This is a genomic window from Halogranum rubrum (genome assembly GCF_900114455.1).
GTDB classification, from domain to species: domain Archaea; phylum Halobacteriota; class Halobacteria; order Halobacteriales; family Haloferacaceae; genus Halogranum; species Halogranum rubrum.
The window spans coordinates 1,212,701-1,231,265 of record NZ_FOTC01000001.1 but is presented as its reverse complement, the minus strand read 5'-3'; the positions used below and the strand labels follow the sequence as shown (position 1 = coordinate 1,231,265).

18 protein-coding genes are annotated in these 18,565 nt (G+C 64.8%); 11 read left to right on the top strand and 7 right to left on the bottom strand.

Going from position 1 to position 18,565, the window contains the following annotated elements; all coding sequences use genetic code 11:
- The first annotated feature begins 142 nt into the window (after positions 1–142).
- The 8 genes from BM083_RS23180 to BM083_RS05970 all read left to right on the top strand — a co-directional run bounded on the left by BM083_RS23180 (position 143) and on the right by BM083_RS05970 (position 6,333).
- Entirely contained in the window at positions 143–286 is a 144-nt protein-coding gene (locus BM083_RS23180) for a hypothetical protein (protein ID WP_177197551.1), read from the top strand.
- A complete protein-coding gene (locus BM083_RS06000; RefSeq protein WP_089867086.1) occupies positions 286–1,281 on the top strand; it encodes a YeiH family protein in 996 nt (331 codons plus the stop codon). Before BM083_RS23180 ends, BM083_RS06000 begins: the two co-directional genes overlap by 1 nt.
- 52 nt (positions 1,282–1,333) lie before the next feature.
- Positions 1,334–1,747 carry a DUF7975 family protein gene (locus tag BM083_RS05995; protein WP_009375301.1) on the top strand — a complete coding sequence of 138 codons (414 nt, stop codon included), beginning with the start codon at positions 1,334–1,336 and terminating at the stop codon, positions 1,745–1,747.
- A gap of 152 nt (positions 1,748–1,899) precedes the next feature.
- Positions 1,900–2,343, top strand: a complete 444-nt coding sequence (locus BM083_RS05990; protein WP_394327584.1) for a universal stress protein — start codon at positions 1,900–1,902, stop codon at positions 2,341–2,343.
- Between the two features lie 52 nt (positions 2,344–2,395).
- Positions 2,396–4,606 (top strand): amino acid permease, encoded by a 2,211-nt coding sequence (locus BM083_RS05985; RefSeq protein WP_089867079.1) that lies wholly within the window; start codon positions 2,396–2,398, stop codon positions 4,604–4,606.
- Between the two features lie 50 nt (positions 4,607–4,656).
- Complete coding sequence (locus BM083_RS05980) at positions 4,657–5,157, top strand: hypothetical protein (protein WP_089867076.1); 501 nt, start codon at positions 4,657–4,659, stop codon at positions 5,155–5,157.
- Positions 5,154–5,627 (top strand): hypothetical protein, encoded by a 474-nt coding sequence (locus tag BM083_RS05975; RefSeq protein ID WP_089867073.1) that lies wholly within the window; start codon positions 5,154–5,156, stop codon positions 5,625–5,627. Before BM083_RS05980 ends, BM083_RS05975 begins: the two co-directional genes overlap by 4 nt.
- A 106-nt stretch (positions 5,628–5,733) precedes the next feature.
- Positions 5,734–6,333 carry an Ig-like domain-containing protein gene (locus BM083_RS05970; protein WP_089867070.1) on the top strand — a complete coding sequence of 200 codons (600 nt, stop codon included), beginning with the start codon at positions 5,734–5,736 and terminating at the stop codon, positions 6,331–6,333.
- Here BM083_RS05970 and BM083_RS05965 read toward each other — a convergent pair whose 3' ends face one another.
- Complete coding sequence (locus BM083_RS05965; protein WP_089867067.1) at positions 6,334–7,275, bottom strand: GNAT family N-acetyltransferase; 942 nt, start codon at positions 7,273–7,275, stop codon at positions 6,334–6,336.
- Positions 7,266–8,510: a Glu-tRNA(Gln) amidotransferase subunit GatD gene (gatD, locus tag BM083_RS05960; protein ID WP_089867065.1), complete on the bottom strand. Its 1,245-nt coding sequence runs from the start codon at positions 8,508–8,510 to the stop codon at positions 7,266–7,268. The genes BM083_RS05965 and gatD overlap by 10 nt, the downstream gene beginning before the upstream one ends.
- Before the next feature lie 80 nt (positions 8,511–8,590).
- On the opposite strand from gatD, the gene BM083_RS05955 reads away from it, so the two are divergent.
- The gene (locus BM083_RS05955) at positions 8,591–9,100 is read left to right on the top strand and encodes a hypothetical protein (RefSeq protein ID WP_089867062.1); all 510 of its coding nucleotides are present in this window, start codon (positions 8,591–8,593) and stop codon (positions 9,098–9,100) included.
- Between the two features lie 395 nt (positions 9,101–9,495).
- On the opposite strand, the gene BM083_RS05950 is transcribed toward BM083_RS05955, so the two are convergent.
- The 4 genes from BM083_RS05950 to BM083_RS05935 all read right to left on the bottom strand — a co-directional run bounded on the left by BM083_RS05950 (position 9,496) and on the right by BM083_RS05935 (position 14,745).
- Complete coding sequence (locus BM083_RS05950; protein WP_089867059.1) at positions 9,496–10,158, bottom strand: ArsR/SmtB family transcription factor; 663 nt, start codon at positions 10,156–10,158, stop codon at positions 9,496–9,498.
- A gap of 25 nt (positions 10,159–10,183) precedes the next feature.
- Positions 10,184–11,500: a DUF7096 domain-containing protein gene (locus BM083_RS05945; RefSeq protein ID WP_089867056.1), complete on the bottom strand. Its 1,317-nt coding sequence runs from the start codon at positions 11,498–11,500 to the stop codon at positions 10,184–10,186.
- Positions 11,501–11,583: 83 nt separating this feature from the next.
- Positions 11,584–12,231: a DUF1405 domain-containing protein gene (locus BM083_RS05940; RefSeq protein ID WP_089867053.1), complete on the bottom strand. Its 648-nt coding sequence runs from the start codon at positions 12,229–12,231 to the stop codon at positions 11,584–11,586.
- A 54-nt stretch (positions 12,232–12,285) separates the two neighbouring features.
- Positions 12,286–14,745 carry a hypothetical protein gene (locus tag BM083_RS05935; RefSeq protein ID WP_143085684.1) on the bottom strand — a complete coding sequence of 820 codons (2,460 nt, stop codon included), beginning with the start codon at positions 14,743–14,745 and terminating at the stop codon, positions 12,286–12,288.
- A 111-nt stretch (positions 14,746–14,856) separates the two neighbouring features.
- On the opposite strand from BM083_RS05935, the gene gpmI reads away from it, so the two are divergent.
- Positions 14,857–16,413: a 2,3-bisphosphoglycerate-independent phosphoglycerate mutase gene (gene gpmI, locus BM083_RS05930; protein ID WP_089867050.1), complete on the top strand. Its 1,557-nt coding sequence runs from the start codon at positions 14,857–14,859 to the stop codon at positions 16,411–16,413.
- A 12-nt stretch (positions 16,414–16,425) separates the two neighbouring features.
- Here gpmI and BM083_RS05925 read toward each other — a convergent pair whose 3' ends face one another.
- Positions 16,426–16,893, bottom strand: coding sequence for a pyridoxamine 5'-phosphate oxidase family protein (locus BM083_RS05925; protein WP_089867046.1), 468 nt, complete (start codon positions 16,891–16,893; stop codon positions 16,426–16,428).
- A gap of 159 nt (positions 16,894–17,052) precedes the next feature.
- On the opposite strand from BM083_RS05925, the gene BM083_RS05920 reads away from it, so the two are divergent.
- Positions 17,053–18,561 (top strand): replication factor C large subunit, encoded by a 1,509-nt coding sequence (locus BM083_RS05920; protein ID WP_089867043.1) that lies wholly within the window; start codon positions 17,053–17,055, stop codon positions 18,559–18,561.
- The last annotated feature ends 4 nt before the right edge of the window (positions 18,562–18,565 follow it).

Genomic DNA, 18,565 nt, shown 5'->3' with positions numbered 1-18,565 from the left:
TTGTTGCTGGTTCTCCGTAGAAGAAAGGCGAACGAGCACAGAGTTTGGCGCAGCCTTCCTCTTCTCCCCGTGATATCTGCCGATACCCGTGACAGAAAACGATACTTTCAACTCCGGGCTTCCCGTCGCTCGACACAACTCAATGGAGGACGGCGTTCCGCGGGCGTGCCGAGATATCGAGCCAGTCGAACCGGTCGCGAGTCACTGGGTCGCCCTCGACCGTGGCTGGCAGGCGACGATACTCGCGGTCACGCTGGTGGCGGTTCTCGGACTGTGGGTCGTCTGATGGCGCGACAGTCACTTCGAACCCTCGCGCCCGGTCTCGCACTCCTCGCGCTCTTCGCCCTCCTCGCACACACGCTCGCCGACGTGATTCCGGGACTGAACGCTCTCATCGTCGCCGTCGCCCTCGGCGCACTCGTCGCCAACGTCGTCGGAACACCCGACTGGGCGGCACCCGGCATCGCCGTCGGAGCACTCCTCTTAGAAGTCGGCATCGTACTTCTCGGTGCGAGTGTCTCGCTCGCAGAGGTTCAGGCGTCGGGACCGTTGGTCATTCTGCTCGTCGTCCTCACCGTCGCCGCTGGCGTCGTGGCCGTGGAACTCCTCGCACGGCGGGTGTTCGGTCTCTCGGACAAGATGGCCTCGTTGCTCGCGGCGGGGTCGAGCATCTGCGGCGTCTCGGCGGCGGCGGCCGTCGCCGGAACCATCGACGCCGACGGCGACCAACTGACACACGTCGTCGCCACCGTCCTGCTGTTCGATGCGGTGACGCTCCTCCTCTTTCCGCTCGCGGGCGACGCACTCGCACTCTCCGGCAAGCAGTTCGGCGTCTGGGCGGGGTTGAGCATGTTTTCGACCGGTCCCGTCGCCGCTGCTGGATTCGCTCACTCACCGGTCGCCGGCCGCTGGGCGACCGTGACGAAACTCACTCGGAACTCGCTGCTCGGCGTCGTCGCCGTCGGCTACGCGGCGCGGTACGCTTCGGACGGCGGTACCTCGAACGCGAAGCTTAGACAGGTCTGGACGGAGTTCCCGAAGTTCCTCGTCGGCTTCCTCGTCGTCGCCGTCGTCGCCAACGCCGGTCTGCTCTCGTCGGCGGCGCTCGCCTCCATCGACACCGTCGCCGACTGGCTCTTCACCCTCGCGTTCGTCGGTCTCGGCTTCGATATTCGTCTCTCGGAGATGCGTGATACCGGCCTCACACCCGTGCTCGTCGTCCTCGTCCATCTGGTCGCGGTGAGTGCGCTCACGCTCGCCGTAGTGACGACGCTCTTCTGACTCTCGGAGCAGGGTCGTCCCGCTTTTCTGCCCCGCCGGCGTAGCCGCCCACATGACGAGATTCGAAGCCGACACGCCGGCCGAGCGTCGAAAGCTGTTCGCCGACGGTATCGTCGCTCACCGTAACCGCGGCAGCGCCTACCTGACTATCGAAGCCGACGCCGACACAGCACTCGACGGCACCGACGACGACGGCGACCCACTGCCGACGGCGTGGGTGCAGTTCTCCGAGAAGACGTTCAACCTCGACGTGACCGACGACGAGTTAGACCGTCTGAAAGCGATGCTCGACGACTTCCCCGAGTTCCGTATCGACCAACTGGAGAGTCCGGAGACGGCAGAGGGGACGAACGTCCGCATCTCTGCGCGGTCGGATGCCAACCGACTCGCGGGCTTCGTCGACCGAGCGTTCCAAGAGGTCTACGGCCGCGACGACGACTACCGGGCGTGGGTCGTCGCGCTCTGAGAGCCAATTCCTTCACAATCGTTCAGTACAATCGTCGACGCGAGGGGAACGAACTAAGCTTGGGGACGACGAAGCGACTCGTATGAATCTGGTATGGGATAACACACAGACGTGTCTACATTACCCGTTCGTTCCGTCGTCTCCGTCCGGAGGTGGCCTCGATGGTTAGAGCGCTCTTCGAGTCACCGCTCGTTCCCGTCGCCAACGAGGACGACGCCGTTTCGACGTGTGAAGCGGCACTTCCGCACGTTGCCGACGCGGCCGGACGGATGCTCGTCGTCCACGTCGTCGAGAAGGCGGGTGGCGCACCCGACAAGGCGTCGGTCGAACAGCGAGAAGAGATGGCCGACGAACTGTTCGACATCGTCCGCGAGCGAGCCGCTGAGGCCGGCGTCGACGTCGAGACGAGAGTCCTGTACGGGACCGACGTCGGCGAGACGATTCTCGACGCCGCACGCGAGGAAGACGCGAGTGCAATCGTGTTCACGCCGCGCGAGGGCAAGAAGTGGTGGGACATCTTCGGCCACGACGCTCGCGACACGCTCGTCGACGACAGCGACCGACCGGTCGTCGTCCTCCCGGGTGCCGCCGAATGAGTGACGACTGTTCTTCCCCACTCACGACTGTCCCACACGGAGGTGCGACCCGATGAGTGACGAAGAACTCGCCAAAGACCTTGGCCCCCTCGCCGCGCTGACTATCGGTGTCGGTACGATGATTGGGGCCGGTATCTTCGTCCTCCCGGGCGTCGCCGTCGCCGAGGCGGGACCGCTCGCCGCGGGGGCGTTCGTCCTCGGCGGCGCTATCGCACTCTTGACCGCGCTCTCAGCCAGTGAACTGGGGACGGCGATGCCGAAGTCCGGCGGGGCGTACTACTACATCAACCACGCCCTCGGGCCCCTGTTCGGCTCTATCGCGGGATGGGCCAACTGGCTCGGACTCGCGTTCGCGTCGGCGTTCTACATGTTCGGCTTCGGGCAGTACGTGACACAGTTCGCGCCTGTCCCGTCCGTCCTCGGTCTCGGCCCGGCGAAAGTCGTCGCCCTCGCTGGCGCGGCGCTGTTCATCGGTATCAACTACGTCGGGGCGAAAGAGACCGGCAAACTCCAGAACATCATCGTCATCACGCTCGTCGCCATCCTCGGCGTGTTCACGTTCGTCGGCGCGCTGAGCGCCAATCTGGAGACGCTTCGACCGTTTGCCCCGTACGGGACGGACCCGCTTCTCCCCGTCACGGGTCTCATCTTCGTCTCCTACCTCGGGTTCGTCCAGATCACCTCGGTCGCAGAGGAGATCAAAGACCCCGGTCGCAACCTCCCGCGAGCAGTCATCGGGAGCGTCCTCATCGTGACGACCATCTACGCGCTCGTCTTACTCGTGGTGCTCGCCGCCGTCGACAACAGCGTCGTCGCTAACAACGACACCGCCGTCGTCGACGTCGCCCGCATCCTCCTCGGGCCAGTCGGTGCCGTCGCACTCCTCTTCGGTGGACTACTCGCCACCGCGTCGAGTGCGAACGCCTCGATTCTGGCGTCGTCACGCATCAACTTCGCGATGGGGAGGGACAAAATCGTCACGCCGCAACTCAACGAGATTCACCCGCGGTTCGGCACGCCGTACCGTTCGATTGCACTGACCGGCGCGTTCATCCTCGCGTTCATCGTCTTCGGCAACCTCGAACTCCTGTCGAGTACCGGAAGTGCGCTCCACCTTGTCATCTACGGCCTGTTGAACATCGCACTCATCGTGATGCGCGTGGCCGACCCGGAAGATTACAACCCGGACTACACGATTCCGTTCTATCCGGTACTTCCGATCGTCGGGGCGATTATCTCGTTCGCACTCGTGGTCTTCATCGCAGAACTCGCCGTCGTTCTCACCGTCGTCCTCTCTGGGTTCGCAGTCGCGTGGTACCTGTTCTACGCCCGTGGAAAGACGGAGAAGCAGGGTATCCTCGGCCAGTACATCCTCTCTCGGAGAGAGGAGATGCCCGAACCGGCCGTCTCGGCGGCCTCGTCGGTGCAACCCGACGGCGGGAAGTACCGCGTGATGGTTCCGCTCGCGAACCCCGAAAGCGAGAAAGACCTCATCACGCTGGCCAGCGCCGTCGCCAAGCAACGGAGCGGGACGGTCGTCGCAGTCAACATCGTGCAGGTTCCGGACCAGACCGCGCTCTCGGCCGCCCGCGACCAAGGCGACCACGAGGCGGCCCAACGCATCCTCGAACAAGCACGAAAAGACGCCGAGACGTTCGGTGTCCCCGTCGAGACACACACCATCCTCTCGCACCGGACGTTCGAGGAAGTGTTCGACGCCGCACGTACCTACGAGGCCGACACGACCGTCATGGGCTGGGGGCCGGACTCCCACGGGTCGCCGGGCCGCGCCGAGAGCGCAATCGACGAACTCGCCCACGACCTGCCGTGTGACTTCCTCGTCCTGCGTGACCGCGGCTTCGACGCCTCGAACGTACTCGTTCCGACCGCCGGTGGCCCCGACTCGGACCTCTCGGCGGCCATCGCGAAGATTCTCCGCGACGAGTACGACGCACGCATCACGCTCCTCCACGTCTCCGACGACAAACAAGAGGGGATGGCGTTTCTCGAATCGTGGGCGGCCGACCGTGACCTCGCCGACGCCAACCTCGTCGTCGACACCGGCGACGTCGAATCCTCTATCGAACGCCACGCCGACAACTCGTCGATGCTCATCATCGGTGCGACAGAACGCGGTCTCCTCTCGCGACTGGTCAGCGGGACGCTCGTGTTGGACATCGTCGACGACGTCGACTGCTCTGTCCTCTTGGCCGAGAAGAAACGCGAACGCAGCCTGAAAGAGCGACTCCTCGGCTCGAACTGAGTCGTCACGGAACGAACACTTTTCTCGCCGCACGCAGTCTCTCCGAGCAGATGCCCTCGCCCTCCACCGCCGCTACGTTCGACTACCGAGCGTTCCTCTGGGGTCACCCCCGCGACCGGCGACGCCACTGGCGGCTGTTCGTCGGTGGCTACGTTCTCGCGATGCTGGCCCTGTTCGCGCTGTTCTTGCTCTTCGACCGCGTGCTTGCTCCAGTCGTCGGCGAACAGATTGGCGACACGCTGTACTCTCCCGTCCTTCCGGTGCTCCTGTTCTACTCGCCGCCGTTCGTCTCGGTGGCCAGTGCGTACCGTCGCGGCGGACTGTCGACCAGTGTCGCCATCGGCGTCGCCCCCTCGCTCGTGTTCGGCGCGTTCGTCACGCTGGACGTCGCCGTCCACCTCGTCACTACCGGTGAGTACGTCACTCGCGGCGACACGGCGCTGTGGGCGCTGCTGGTCATGTTCGGCCTGTTCGGACTCGTCGGGTCGCTCGTCGGCTTCGTCGTCGGAACGGTCGGCCGATTCGTCGTCGATAGATTTCGGTCGCGATGACGGACGGCACGACGTCGCTCACCGAGACGCTTCTGTGGGGCCCGACCGACGACCCAGTTCGGCACGTCGTGCTCTTCGTCGGCGGCTATGTCGCTCCCTTCGTCGGTCTGTTCGGTCTGATGCTGCTCGCGGACGCACTCGGACGCGACGATGTAGCCGCCGCTCTCTACGAACCTGTCCTCTTCCCCACGCTCGTCTTTCACTCTCCTCCGCTCGTCGGCCTGCTCAACGGCGTCCTCGGCGGCGGACTCCTCGGCGGTGCCGTCATCGGCGTCACGCCTGCACTCTCGGTTACGTCGATGCTTGGGTTCGGGTGGACCATCCGCTACCTTCGGACCGGGTCGCCGCCGCGGGGAGGAGATTCACCCCTGTGGGCACTGTCGCTCTTCTTTGCTGGCTACGGTGTCGTCGGGTCGCTCGTGGGGACACTCGTCGGGATGGCACTCCGAGTCGGTCGCTCGGTGTTCTGACTTCTCGCCGAATCATCTACTCGCGAGAAACAGAGTGCCCGACGGGGCAGAGTCGAAACTGAGCGACCAGAAAGCATTTGTTCGAACTCGGGTGTGTCTCTCTCGTATGCTCTCCAACATCTCACGTACCTCACGCCGACTGTTCCTCGCCTCCGTCGGGAGTGGGCTTTCGTTCGCGCTTACAGGCTGTACCGCTTCTCCCGACGGAGGGTCCGGTTCGACTGAGACTGCCGAAACCACCGAATCGACGATGTCGACTGACGATGGCTCTTCGCCCTTTCCGACGACGTCGTCGACGCGGACGCCCCAACCGGACATCCAGTATTCGACGTTCTACGTCGAGAACTACGAACAGACGGACCACTGCGTCACTCTCTCACTCACCCACGCCGAGACAGGAGAGGCAGTTCTCGACGGGACGTGGGAAGTCGACGCCGACCAAGCCATCGAGTTCCCCGACGTAGCGAAGCGTGATTCCTCGGACGACATCCGTGACGCCTACGAGGTGTCTGTTGAACTGGAATCGGGTGAAACGTTTTCCGACACGTGGGAACTTCGGTCGTGTCCCGTCGAGGACGGCTACGACCGAGACGGTGCTGTCGTCGTCGAAGACGGTGCACTCTCGCTCAGAGCGAATACGTGCGACGCCATCGCCGTCGGCTACCAACTTCCGAGGGTGACGGACCCCGAGAAAGGCTGTGACTGACTACTCGAACCGCGCTCTCGTCAAATCCGCGGCCATCACGAAGTCCGGTTCGTCGGACACGTTCACACGCGAGGCGGCCACGTCGCTGACCCACCGTGCCGACTCGGGAATCAGTACGCGCGTCTTCTCCGCGCCGACGCTCGCGGCGTCGCGGGCGATGGCGGCAAAGAGCGACCGACAAGCGTCGAGGTCGGCCCACGCACCGACGGCGTACTCGGCCCACGTCTCCTCGTCGCCTTCGTCGTTCGGGCGGTCGTAGGTTCGGTTTCGGTAGGAGAACCCTCGCGTGCCGTCGTCTGCGACGACGAACAGTCGATTCTCGTCTGCGGCGTCGCGGAGTTTCTCACGGGTCACTTCCGAGACGGCCCACGACTCGTCGCTGTCGAGTGCGACACCCTTCAGGTCCGTGCGTGCGTCGCTGGCGCTCCAGAACGCCCACGCGGCGTCGGCCTCGTCGCCGATAACGAGTTCGGGTTCGGCGTCCGAGTCGGGTGTCGGCATCGCCCAGCGGAACTCCGTGCAGGGGTCGAACCCGGCCGCACGCGACCCGCCGAGTCCGGCGACGTTCCACGAGAACACCATGTTGCGGGCGACAGTCGCGCCTCTCTCACGCGCCCAACGGAGCGCGGCGTCGTTGATTCGTGTACTCAGTCCCTCGCCGCGGTAGTCGGGGTTGACGCGCATCCCCTGGGCCCACGCTTCGTGGTCGGTCAGGACGACAGCCTGCAGGATGGCGGCGATGTCGCTGTCGTCACCGTCGCCAGCCTCGACGACGAACGTCCGCTGGTCGTCGCCGTCGCCGGCAATCCACTCTTGGAAGATACGCGGGATGTAGTCGCTACTGCCGCGGTCGCTCCACGTGTCTTCCGTGAATTCGACGACGGCGTCCTCGTCGTCGGGGCGGGCCTGTCGAATCTCGTACTGGTCGGCTATCACGTCCACGGGCGGGACTGCTCGGTCAACTCGCCGTTCAGCGACCGCTGCATCGCTCCAACGGGGTCGTCGGTGTTCGCGATGACCCACATGAGCTTCACCTTCGCCGTCTCGGGCAGGGTGTCGCCCGCTTCGACGACGCCGGCGTCGAGTAGGTCACGACCCGTATCGTAGACGCGGTCACAGACGCGGCCTTCGAGACACTGGCTGGTCATGGCGACGACCGCCCCGTCGTCGACGAGTTCCTCGATGCGCGGGATGAGGTCCGTGTGGACGTGGCCGAGGCCCGTGCCCTCGATGACGACACCGGACTTGCCTTCGAGGTAGTCCCACGCCGCGGGGTCCATCCCGGGCGTGAACTTGACGAGTTCGACGTCGTCCGCGAGGTCCGCGGCGATGTCCAGTGTGGCGGCACCGCGCTCGGCGTAGTCGCGTCGGAACGAGACCGTTTCAGTGTCGTAGTCGACTTCGCCGAGTGGCTTGGCACCGATTGTTCGGAAGGCGTCGCGGCGGGAGGTGTGGCTCTTGCGGACGCGCGTCCCTTCGTGGAGCGCACAGACGTCGTCGGATTCCGAGGCGTGCATGCAGACCATGACTTCGGCAGCGTCGCTCTTGGCGGCCTCGACGGCGCAGACGGCGTTCATCACGTTGTCCGAGGAGGGTCGGTCCGCCGAGCGCTGACTCCCCGTGAAGACGATGGGGACGGGCGTGTCGAGCATGAACGAGAGCGCGGCCGCGGAGTACTGCATCGTGTCCGTTCCGTGCATGACGACGACGCCGTCTGCTCCCGCCTCTATCTCCTCGTGGACGGCCGCTGCGAGGTCACGCCAGATTTCGGGCGTCATGTTCTCCGAGAGGATGTTGGCGACGACGCGGCCGCGGTAGTTCGCGCGGCCCGCGAGGTCCGGGACGGCCCGGAGGACGTCCTCGGCGTCGAAACGGGCGGTGACGGCACCGGTGCGGTAGTCGACGGTGGAGGCGATGGTTCCGCCCGTCGAGATGAGTGCAATCGTTGGGAGGTCGTCGTCGAACTCGACGACCGAACTGTCTTCGCCCTCACCCTCGTCGCCGACGTCGTACACGTCGGTTTCGAGGACGTCGACCTCGGCGTCCTCGCGCTCGATACCGACGTTGTAGCCGCCGTCGCGCTTGATGACGAGGTAGTCCGCCGTCGTGGAGGGCATCAGTACGCCTTCGTTCGTGACGCCCGCGCGCTCGACGCGGACGCGATCCCCTGGGTTCATACTCGCAGGTTCCGCGGGACCGGACTTCAATCCATTCGTTCGGGGTAAGAGCCATACCCTCGGCGAACACATCTCTCTCCATGCAGCGTAGTGACGAAGTCGAGCGCTCGCGGTCGACGCTCGACGAGATACCCTCCACGTCGTCCGACGCCGACACCGCCCACTCTACAGCAGGTGCCTCCGACGGTCGAATGGCCGGTACCAGACGCCGACTCGGCAATCTGTTCTCGGTGAAAGTGTTCCTCGGGACACTCCTCCTGGCCGTCGCCGGGATGGCCGTCGGCGGTGCGATTCCGATAATCGGCTTCTTCGGTCGGTTCGCCGGACTGTTCGCCGTCGGCTTTCTCGTCGGTCTGGTAGCGAGTCGTCGCCGATATCTCGAAGTCGGTGCGGCCGGTGCCGTGGCCTCCGGTCTCGGCTTCCTCTTGAGTACGCTCGGGTCGGCGTTCCTCCCGGTGGCCGCCGACCTGCTCGCTCGCTACGGCGTCGCCATCGCCGGTGGGGGTGCCGTCGCCGGGATGCTCGTCGTCGTCCTCGGTCACTACTTCGGCCGTGACCTCCGCGACGGTGTGACTCGCGACATCGACTAATCGCGTCTTCGTCACGGCACGCTCGTCGTAGCGGACTCGTCTCATAGAAACAGCGCAGTCGCGTCGCTCGCCAGTGTTCTTTCGAAGGTCGAGAAGACACCCGTGTTGGGTGTCTACGACCGGAATGCCTTACAGTTCAGCACAAACACGGTGTTACTGAACCGCACCTGAAGACAGGGGAGTTGTACACTTAACGACGATACCTAATGACTGTGAGTCTGTGACCTGAAGGGGGATGTGACTGTTCTGCACGCGTTCTCACACTCGCTGAACCGTTCTCGGTCGTGCGCTGCTCTCGACGAGGTCGAGTTCGAGTCGGCAGTCGATAGCCGATAGTCGGCAGTCGCGACTCTGGAGGCGAAAGTAGTCGAGAGGCGGTATGAGAGCGAGACGTCTCAGAGAACCGACCAGCCGTCACGATGCCGTTTCACGAGTCCTCGGTCGGCCAGTCGGAGCAGTGCGTCCTCGACGACTTCCTCTGTCGTCTCGACTTCACGGCTGATCTCTGTCGTCGTGTCGGCTCCTGTGGCGATAGCCGCGAGGAGTTCGGCGTAGAACCGACTGTCGGCGTCGGCGCCGATAGTGTCGTTCAGTCGGTCGAGTACTTCCGTCACTCGCCCGTGGACCCACCGTTGAGCGAGCGAGAGTTCGTTCTCTAGCTCTTCGAGACGGCCCAGTTCTGTCGCGAGTTCCGAGACGGAGACGGAGTCAGTCTCGTAGCCGAGCGTCGAATCGAGCGAGACGTGTGGACAGCGGCCGGTCATGTCGAGACTCGGACTCGCCGGATACGCGCTCTTGGCACCGAATCCGTACGGAGAGACGTTTACCTCCAAGCGGAGGTTCCGCGAGATGTGGAAGTACTTGCGGCGTTGGTCGTCTGTCCGAGATTCGACCAGTCCGGCCTCTTCGAGTTTTCGGAGGTGGTCGATGACGGCCTTCGGACTGACACTGAGATACTCACTGATCTCCGTGACGTAACAGGGCTTGTGTGAGAGAAGCCGGAGTATTCGCCGGCGGTTCTCGTTCCCGAGGAGATCGAGCAGTACCGCAGAGTCCATATACACAGAGGTATGCTGCCGGAACTCAAAAGGCTGACTCAACTCGGATACACTCGAACGGAGGGTCTCGGGAGCCTATCGAGAACGGTTTCTCGTTGGCGCCGTTCGCTGATTTCCCGCGCTCCTCTGAGTTCGACGAGTTTCCGGCGTTTGCTGCGTTCCCGGCGTTCCCAGCGTTTGCTGACGTGTCAGAGCCCCCTGCGTTTTCGGGGTTCTTCGCATTCTCCTCGTCGGCAGCGTTTCCGGCGTTCGACGACTGGCCGCGCGTATCCTCGGCGGCGTTGGCGTTCTCGGTGTTCTCGGTGTTCTGGTCTCTTTCGGACCGTTCAGCTTCGCTGTCGTTGGTGGACGCACTTGCGTCAGTATCAGCGTTGCTTGCTGGGTTCGACGGGGAACCGGAACTGCCGTCGCTCGACTCTCTCGCGTTGTCCGGTCGTCTCTCGTTACCCTGTCCTCTCGTGTCGTTCTCGTCGTTCGCGTTTCCCGGGTTTGCTGCGTCGTTCGCGTTCTCCGACCCTCTCGTCTCGTTTGCGTCGTCTGCGTTGCGCTCTCGGTTCCGCTGGCCCTGTGCACCCGTCTCGTCGCTCGGAGGACCGCCACCGGACCTGTTGCGTCCGCCGGCCTGGTCGGCGCTACCACGCTCCTCGGGTACTGGTCGTTCCGAAGAGCGGTTGTTAGCGTTTCGCTCCCAGCGGTCGTTCGGCCCTCCTCGGGTCGCGTTGCTGCTGTTCGAGCGAGCGTCGTTGGGTCGACCGAGGGGCGGTGTCTCCGCTCTGGAACGCTGAATCTCGGAGCGGACCTCCGAGAGGCCGCGCGGATTCGCGTTGAGCCGCGTCGCTGCGCGTTCGGTCGAACTCGCCGCCGCCGACAGCGCGTTGAGCTCGCCGTTCAACTGGGCGAGTTGCGCCCGATAGCGGAGCGTCGAGAGAGTACCGTTCTCGTATTCGTTCGTGAGTGACTGTCGTCGGTCGCGGAGCGACGTCACACGCCGGTCCAACCGGTCGACGCGTCGGGTGACCTCAGTCGGTCGACCGGAGCGGTTGACGTTCGCCTCCCACATCTCGTTTTCGACGACGCCGTTCGTCTCTGCTGTCGTCGACTGGACGAACGACGAGACTTGGAGGCCGAACGAGCCACCCGATTGGTTCGATTGACTGGAGCGGTCCGACCCACCCGATTCGTTCTCCGACGACTGAACGGCGGCGACCGACTCGTTGCCGAGGTCGACGTCGACAGGACCCAGCGCCGACGTTCCGAGTGGCGTAACCGGTTCGGCCAAGACGGCCGACGGAGTCAACACACTGCAGACGAGGAGGAGAGAGACGACCGCCACTACTCGCATACTTCCACCTTATCGGAGGAGCATATAAAAGTGGAGCTTCGTTCGTTCGGTTCACGTGCGGTGAACGCACCCCATAAAACCGTTTATTCTGTTCGAGCGACGGTCGGACCGAACGCGAAACCGGCACACGCGACGGCGACGAAGCTGAGACCGACGGTGACCACTGCGAGCAGGAGTCCGGGTGTGTAGCGGAGGGGCGGATGGAACCCGAACCAGTAGTCGAAGACGTCGTTCACGAGGAGCAACGCGAGTGCGAAGCCGAGTGCACCGCGAGTCGTCCGCCCGACGCGAGCGATGGCGACCGCTTCGAGCACGAACAGCAGGTGTGTCCCGACGATGAACCAGTAGTCGTAGAGCGCCTGCTGGTCGAACCCGAAGTAGAGTTCCGGATGGAGGTTGAGTGCGACGAACGTCCAGAGACCGTACTTCACCAACCAGACGAACGAGAGCGTGTGGAGGTACGTGAGCGGTCGGTTGATGGGCGAGTCGAGAACACGCCCGCCGAGTGCGGGTAGGAGGGTCGCGAACGAGAGTGTCGCCAGCGCGAGCGCCGTCGGCGAGTCGCCGTACAGTGGCCAGAGGAACGTCGGCACCGACGGCATCGTCTCGACGTAGAACCGAATCCCCACGAGGAAGGCAGTCGCGTTGACGACGAGCAACCAGACGAGCGTCGGTCCAGACCCGAGATACTCTTCGATGACGTCGTCAGAGAGCAGGCGCGACAGGTCCATTCGTTCCGGCAGTCGACCGAGACCGGGTAAAAGCTGTCGAGGTATCGGCCGTGTTCAGACTGGCGTCTCTAGTGCGGTCTCCGTGCGCTCCCGTACGACCTGCAGACGGCGTCGGACCAGTCCACGAGTCTGTCCGGTGATACGACTCCCGCCGTCGAGAGCGCGTTCCACCCCGTCGAGACGGTCTTGGAGGGCTCGAAGCGACTCGTTTGCACGCTCGGCGTCCCCCGCATCCGCCGCGTCTCGCGCCGCCTCGGCCGCCGCGATAGCCCGGTCGAGTGCGTCGAGAAGCGACCCGAGCGCGCCACCGACTTGCGCTGTCGTCTCGGAGACCACGTCGCTCGTCTCGTCGGTGGTGTTGGTGGTGTTGGTAGCGTTGGTGATGTTGGTGGTGTTGGCCGTAGCGGTAGCGTCGGTGGCGTCGTCAGCAACGTCTTCGGCGTCACTGCGCGTCTCGTTCGTCACTGTCTCGACAGAGTCGTCCGTCTCCCCAACTACCGTCGTGACGGTCTCGTCCACCGAGGCCGACGTGTCGTCGAGCGTCGTGTTCGTGCTCGCCTTCGTGGTGTTCGTGGTGTTCGTCTCGCCCGTCACCGTCGCGTTCTCCGCACTCACTGTCGCGTCTGCACGTTCCTCAACGTCGCTGTCGTTCCTGTTCGCTTCGGCGTTTCCGGGCGTGGTCTCTCCGGTGGCCTCCGCTCGAACGGCCGTCCGCATCTCGGAGAGGACGTCGACGAGGAACGCGGCGAGCGAGGCTTTCCCGGTTCGAATCGTCCCGAGTCCGACGGACGTGTCGCTGGCGTTCGGGTTGACCCTGTATGCGGCCGTGTCTCCTTCCGAGTCGGTCACCTCCGCGGTGTACGCACCACCGCGGTGGACGTAGACGGCGAACCCCTCGTCGCCCGGTGGCTTCCCGTCGTACACGCGCCCGCCGACGTCGTCGACGAGACGGACGTTGGCGAGTTCCTCGTCGTTCTGGGCGTGGACACGGACGGCGTCCTCGTTGGCGACGACGGTCACCGCGCCGCCGACACCGACCGTCGTCGGTTCGTCGCTCTGTTCGGCGGTCACTCCCTCCGTGTAGGGCGCGAGACCGGCACCGTTGACCGTCAGTCGATGCTCGCCCTCGGGCACACCCTCGACTGCGACGACGCCGTTCCACGTAGGGACGGCGACGGGGTCGCTCTCCAGCAAGCAGACGGCTTCCATCGACGGTCGTTCGGTGTCGATACCTTCGCCGTCAGGCGCGTCTTCGGCAGGCACGGCTTGCTGAATCATCCCGACGAGTCTGTCACCGGCGCTGGGATGGTCGATACCGTAGCGGTCCCGCAGCGCTCCTCGATGACTCGGGTCGGTCACGTCGAGCGACGGGTCGCTGAAACGCGGTTGCTCCCACGGCAGGTCGGGGGCGGTGAGGTGGCTGGCGACGGCGTTCTCCAGCGCTTTCGGGACCGTGAACTCGAAGCTCAGCTGTGGCCCTGTGAGCGCCTCGATATCTCGAACGTCGTCGAGCGAGACGAGTTCGTACTCGGTGTCGGCGTCGACGGCAGCCTCGCCGGTCAGTTCGACGCCAGCGGGGGCGAACGTCCGACCGGTCTCTCGCGCCGGCAACGAACCCGGCGGCCGCGCGAGGTCTGTGAAGGACCGCACCGTGACCTCCGGCGGGAGTAAGTCACCGAGTTCGACGTTCGGGAGGCGTTCGTGCTCGGTCACGGGCGCGCCGTCGAGTTCGGGGACGACGAAGGGGAGCGTGAACCCCTCGTCGCGCGGGAGTCCGTAGGCGACGGGGAGTTCTCCGAGGTTGGCGAAGTCGAGCGGCCCATTCGTGATGTCGGCGACGAGACCGTCGAGGTCGACGCGCTGGAAGCTCTCGCGTCGGTCGTTGACGCCGAGTGCACTAGAGTGCGAGCCGAGTTCCGAGATGACACTCGGGCGCATCGTCTCCGGGTCGAGAAACTCGTTGTTCGGGACCGACGTCGCGTGGGCGCTGGCGACGTAGAGCACTGGCGCTTCGGCCTCGGTGTCGACGAAGACGTGTAACACTTCCCAGTCGTGCCAGTGGAAGTTCGTCGTGAACTGGTCGAACGCCGAGTAGAACCAGTACTGGACGACGGCGAGTGCGGTGTCGGGATACTCGACGACGTGGTAGCAGACTGCCGGCGACGGCGGACCCTCGGTCTCCTCGGATGCCACGGTGTAGCCGTCGAGGACGTCGAACCCGTCGAGTACACGGCTTCCATCGCGCTCGGTGGTGAACGCTCGTGGGTCGGTCGGGAACCACCGTTCGCGGGCGTCGAAGTACAGCGTCGGTGCGTGTCGCTCGGCGAGCTTTCGGGCTGTGTCGTCGTCTGCGACGGTCGTCTGGAGCGGTTCCGCCTCGCTGTCAGCCTTCTCACCGAGGAGCGACCGTCCGGCGACGACGCCGCCGACGGAACCAGCCACACCGAGCGTCGCCAGTAGCTGTCGCCGCGAGAGGTCGCCGAAAGCGAGTCGGTTCGAGTCAGTGGGTGCCATCCGTATCGTTTCGGTTTACCACTCTGTCGCGGAAGTTGATAAGTCGACTGTGACGGTTGGACGACTGCCCGAAGCGAAGGGTAGTTAGTGACGGCACGGAATGGTCGACACATGAGAGCTGCCCTCGTTATCCTCGACGGCTGGGGACTCGGCGACCACGACCGCCGAGACGCAGTCAAAGCCGCAGACACACCGAACTTCGACCGGTTAGCCGACTCGGGTGCCTACAACCAGTTGGACGTCTCTGGACGTCGCGTCGGGCTTCCGGACGGCCAGATGGGCAACAGCGAAGTCGGTCACATCAACATCGGGTCGGGACGTGTCGTCATGCAGGCGTACACACGCATCAACGACGCCATCGAGCGCTCTCGCGGCACGATGGCTGCCGACGAGGGCGACGCCTCCGACGGCGCGTTTTTCGAGAACGAAGCCATCGACTCGGCGTTCGACTACGCCGAGGGCAACGACGGCCGCGTCCACTTCATGGGACTCGTCTCCGACGGTGGCGTCCACTCCGACCAGGAGCATCTCCACGCCCTCATCGAACACGCCGCAGACCGCGGCGTTGAAGCCGTCACGCACGCCTTCACTGACGGACGGGACACCGACCCGCACGGTGGCGAAGACTACCTCGCAGAGTTAGAAAGCGTCGCCGCCGACTACGGGACGGGCGACGTCGCGACGGTGTCCGGACGCTACTACGCGATGGACCGTGACCAGAACTGGGAGCGCACGAAACGCGCCTACGACGCCATCGTCGAACGTGAGGCCGAGTACGAGGCCACTTCTGCCGTCGACGCCGTCCGCAAGTCCTACGAGCGCGACGACACCGACGAGTTCGTCGAACCGACGCTCGTCGAGGGCGGCCCGGCGCTCGACGACGGCGACGCCGTCGTCTTCTTCAACTTCCGGTCGGACCGCGCCCGACAGCTCTGTCGCCTGCTCACGAACACGCGACCCGACTGGGAGTTCGACCTCGAACCCCCCGAAATCCGACTGGTGACGATGACCCAGTACGACAAGACGTTCGATTTCCCCGTCGCCTTCCCGCCGAACCAACCCAAGGACACGCTCGGCGAAGTCGTCTCCGAGCACGGGATGTCGCAGCTACGACTGGCCGAATCGGAGAAGTACGCCCACGTCACTTACTTCCTGAACGGCGGCCGCGAGGTGGAGTTCGACGGCGAGATTCGACGCATCGTCGAGTCGCCGGACGTCCCCACCTACGACGAGACACCTGAGATGAGCGCCGTCGAACTCACCGACACGGCCATCGACGTCATCGAGAGCGACGACCCGGACCTCCTCGTGTTGAACTACGCGAACCCGGACATGGTCGGCCACACGGGCGACTTCGACGCCGCCGTCGACGCCGTCGAAGCCGTCGACGAACAACTCGGCCGACTCGTCGAAGCGATTCAGACCGCGGGTGGCCACGTCCTCATCACGGCCGACCACGGTAACGCCGACGACATGGGGACGCCCGAGCAACCGCACACGGCGCACACCTACAACCCGGTGCCACTCGTCTACGTCACCCCCGAGGGCGACGACGGCGGCCGAAGCCTTCGCTCCGGCGGGTCGCTCTGTGACCTTGCGCCGACGCTCCTCAAACTCATGAGCCTCGACAAACCCGCCGCGATGACGGGCGAGTCGCTCTTAGAGTAACCGAACCCGACGCTACCGGCCGCCGTCGGACTCGGTTCGCGCCTCTTTCTTGCCGTGCAGTTCGTCGGGGTCGAGTCGGAAGAACCGGAAGTCGAGCTCTCGCGGGTTGCGGTCGAACACGTCGACGAGCGGGATGTGGACCCGCCGCATCGCGGTGACGACGGCCGAGTCGATGGCGGCCTCGGTCACCTCTCGGAGTATCCCACTGACGACGACGCTTCGCCATCCGGCGTCCGTCTCGTCGTAGGTGACGAAGGAGATGGGCTTTCGGTCGCTGACGATATCCGCTTTCTCCGTCTCCGGGCTGAACGCCAGTCGAAAGTAGAAGTCGCCGCTCTCGGAGTCGTAGCCGTACGAGACGGGGATAGTGTGCGGCGGTTCGTCGGCCTCGCGGGGGAAGGAGGCGACGCCGGTGCCGCCGTTTCCGAGGAATTCGTCGCGCTCTTCGTCGTTCATCTGGACCGAGCGAGTGTCCTCCATGTAGAGAGCTACGGTCTCCGTGTGCAAAAAGTGTAGTACGAGCGAGGTATCTCCTCGTCGCCGTTCTCGAATGGTCGACCCCCGTCCCAGAGACGTCCGTCGCCGACGGCGACGACCGCTCCGGAACCACTAAACGCGAGACGCGCTGACTACTCAGCAATGGATTGGACGGAGAAATACCGCCCGACGACCCTCTCGGAGGTACGCGGCAACGACAAGGCCCGCGACGCCTTCGCCAAGTGGGGTCGGACGTGGGACGACCACCGGAAAGCCGTCATCCTGCACGGGAGTCCGGGTATCGGAAAGACCTCTGCCGCCCACGCCCTCGCCAACGACATGGGGTGGGAGACGGTCGAGTTGAACGCCTCGGACAAACGGACGGGCGACGTCATCGAGCGCTTCGCCGGTCGTGCCGCGATGAACGCCACGCTCGCGGGAGCCGCCGAGAAGACGGGTGACGAGGCGACCGACCGCCAGCAGAACCGCCAACTCGTCGTCCTCGACGAGGCGGACAACATCCACGGCAACTACGACCGCGGCGGCGCGTCGGCAATCACGAAACTGGTCAAGCAGTCCGAACAGCCAATCGTCCTCATCGCCAACGAGTTCTACGACATGAGTCGCGGCCTTCGCAAGGCCTGTCAGGACATCGAGTTCCGCGACGTCTCCGCGCGCTCTATCGTCCCCGTGCTCCGCGACATCTGCCGACGCGAAGGCGTCGAGTACGACTCGGACGCGCTCCAGCGCATCGCCGAGGAGAACGGCGGCGACCTCCGGGGTGCGGTGAACGACTTGCAGGCGGCCGCAGAAGGCAACGAGAAAGTGACCGTCGAGAGCGTCGTCACCGGGTCGCGCGACCGGAGTATGGGTATCTTCGCGTTCCTCGACGCCGTGCTCAAAGAACAGGAACCACGAGACGCACTTCAGTCGTCGTACGCCGTCGACGAGACGCCCGACGACCTGACGAAGTGGATAGAGGGCAACATCACGAAGGTCTACGAGGGCGAGGAGTTGGCGCGGGCGTACGAGTTCCTCGCGAACGCCGACCGATGGCTGGGCCGGGTGCGTGCCACCCAGAACTACAGTTACTGGCGTTACGCGGGCGACAACCTCGCGGCGGGCGTCGCCGCCTCCCGCGACGGGACGAAAGGCGGGTGGACACGCTTCGGCCGCCCGCAGTTCTGGCCGAGTTCGGACAAGACGGCCGACTACGTCGCGCGGAAGATAGCCGAGCAGAGCGGCGTCAGTATGGACACCGCTCGACGCGACGTGATTCCGTTCCTCGCGACGATGACCCACCACTGTAAGCCGCGGGAGTTGACCGTCGCGATGGCCGCCGCCTACGAGTTGGAGGCGAAACACGTCTCGTTCGTCACGGGCAGCGGCGAGTCGACGAACAAAGTGGAGTCCATCGTCGAAGACGCACAGGCGCTTCGCGACGAAGCGATGGAGGAACATTCGGGGAGTGCATTCGAGGGAGCAGTGCCGTCCGACGAAGAGGACTCTCAGCACGAAGACGAGTCGGAACCGTCTGCCGACGTTGGTGCCGGCGACGACGTCGACGACATCGACGACGCCGAAGCGGCCGTCGCCGACGCTGACGGTGGAACTGTCGAAGACGAGACCGAGACCGACGACGACCAGTCCGGCCTCTCGGATTTCTTCTGAACTG

Coding starts and splice junctions, on each gene's coding strand:
- BM083_RS23180 (WP_177197551.1), top strand. CDS start 143: ATGGAGGACGGCGTTCCGCGGGCGTGCCGAGATATCGAGCCAGTCGAA.
- BM083_RS06000 (WP_089867086.1), top strand. CDS start 286: ATGGCGCGACAGTCACTTCGAACCCTCGCGCCCGGTCTCGCACTCCTC.
- BM083_RS05995 (WP_009375301.1), top strand. CDS start 1,334: ATGACGAGATTCGAAGCCGACACGCCGGCCGAGCGTCGAAAGCTGTTC.
- BM083_RS05985 (WP_089867079.1), top strand. CDS start 2,396: ATGAGTGACGAAGAACTCGCCAAAGACCTTGGCCCCCTCGCCGCGCTG.
- BM083_RS05980 (WP_089867076.1), top strand. CDS start 4,657: ATGCCCTCGCCCTCCACCGCCGCTACGTTCGACTACCGAGCGTTCCTC.
- BM083_RS05975 (WP_089867073.1), top strand. CDS start 5,154: ATGACGGACGGCACGACGTCGCTCACCGAGACGCTTCTGTGGGGCCCG.
- BM083_RS05970 (WP_089867070.1), top strand. CDS start 5,734: ATGCTCTCCAACATCTCACGTACCTCACGCCGACTGTTCCTCGCCTCC.
- gatD (WP_089867065.1), bottom strand. CDS start 8,510: ATGAACCCAGGGGATCGCGTCCGCGTCGAGCGCGCGGGCGTCACGAAC.
- BM083_RS05955 (WP_089867062.1), top strand. CDS start 8,591: ATGCAGCGTAGTGACGAAGTCGAGCGCTCGCGGTCGACGCTCGACGAG.
- BM083_RS05950 (WP_089867059.1), bottom strand. CDS start 10,158: ATGGACTCTGCGGTACTGCTCGATCTCCTCGGGAACGAGAACCGCCGG.
- BM083_RS05945 (WP_089867056.1), bottom strand. CDS start 11,500: ATGCGAGTAGTGGCGGTCGTCTCTCTCCTCCTCGTCTGCAGTGTGTTG.
- BM083_RS05940 (WP_089867053.1), bottom strand. CDS start 12,231: ATGGACCTGTCGCGCCTGCTCTCTGACGACGTCATCGAAGAGTATCTC.
- BM083_RS05935 (WP_143085684.1), bottom strand. CDS start 14,745: ATGGCACCCACTGACTCGAACCGACTCGCTTTCGGCGACCTCTCGCGG.
- gpmI (WP_089867050.1), top strand. CDS start 14,857: ATGAGAGCTGCCCTCGTTATCCTCGACGGCTGGGGACTCGGCGACCAC.
- BM083_RS05925 (WP_089867046.1), bottom strand. CDS start 16,893: ATGGAGGACACTCGCTCGGTCCAGATGAACGACGAAGAGCGCGACGAA.
- BM083_RS05920 (WP_089867043.1), top strand. CDS start 17,053: ATGGATTGGACGGAGAAATACCGCCCGACGACCCTCTCGGAGGTACGC.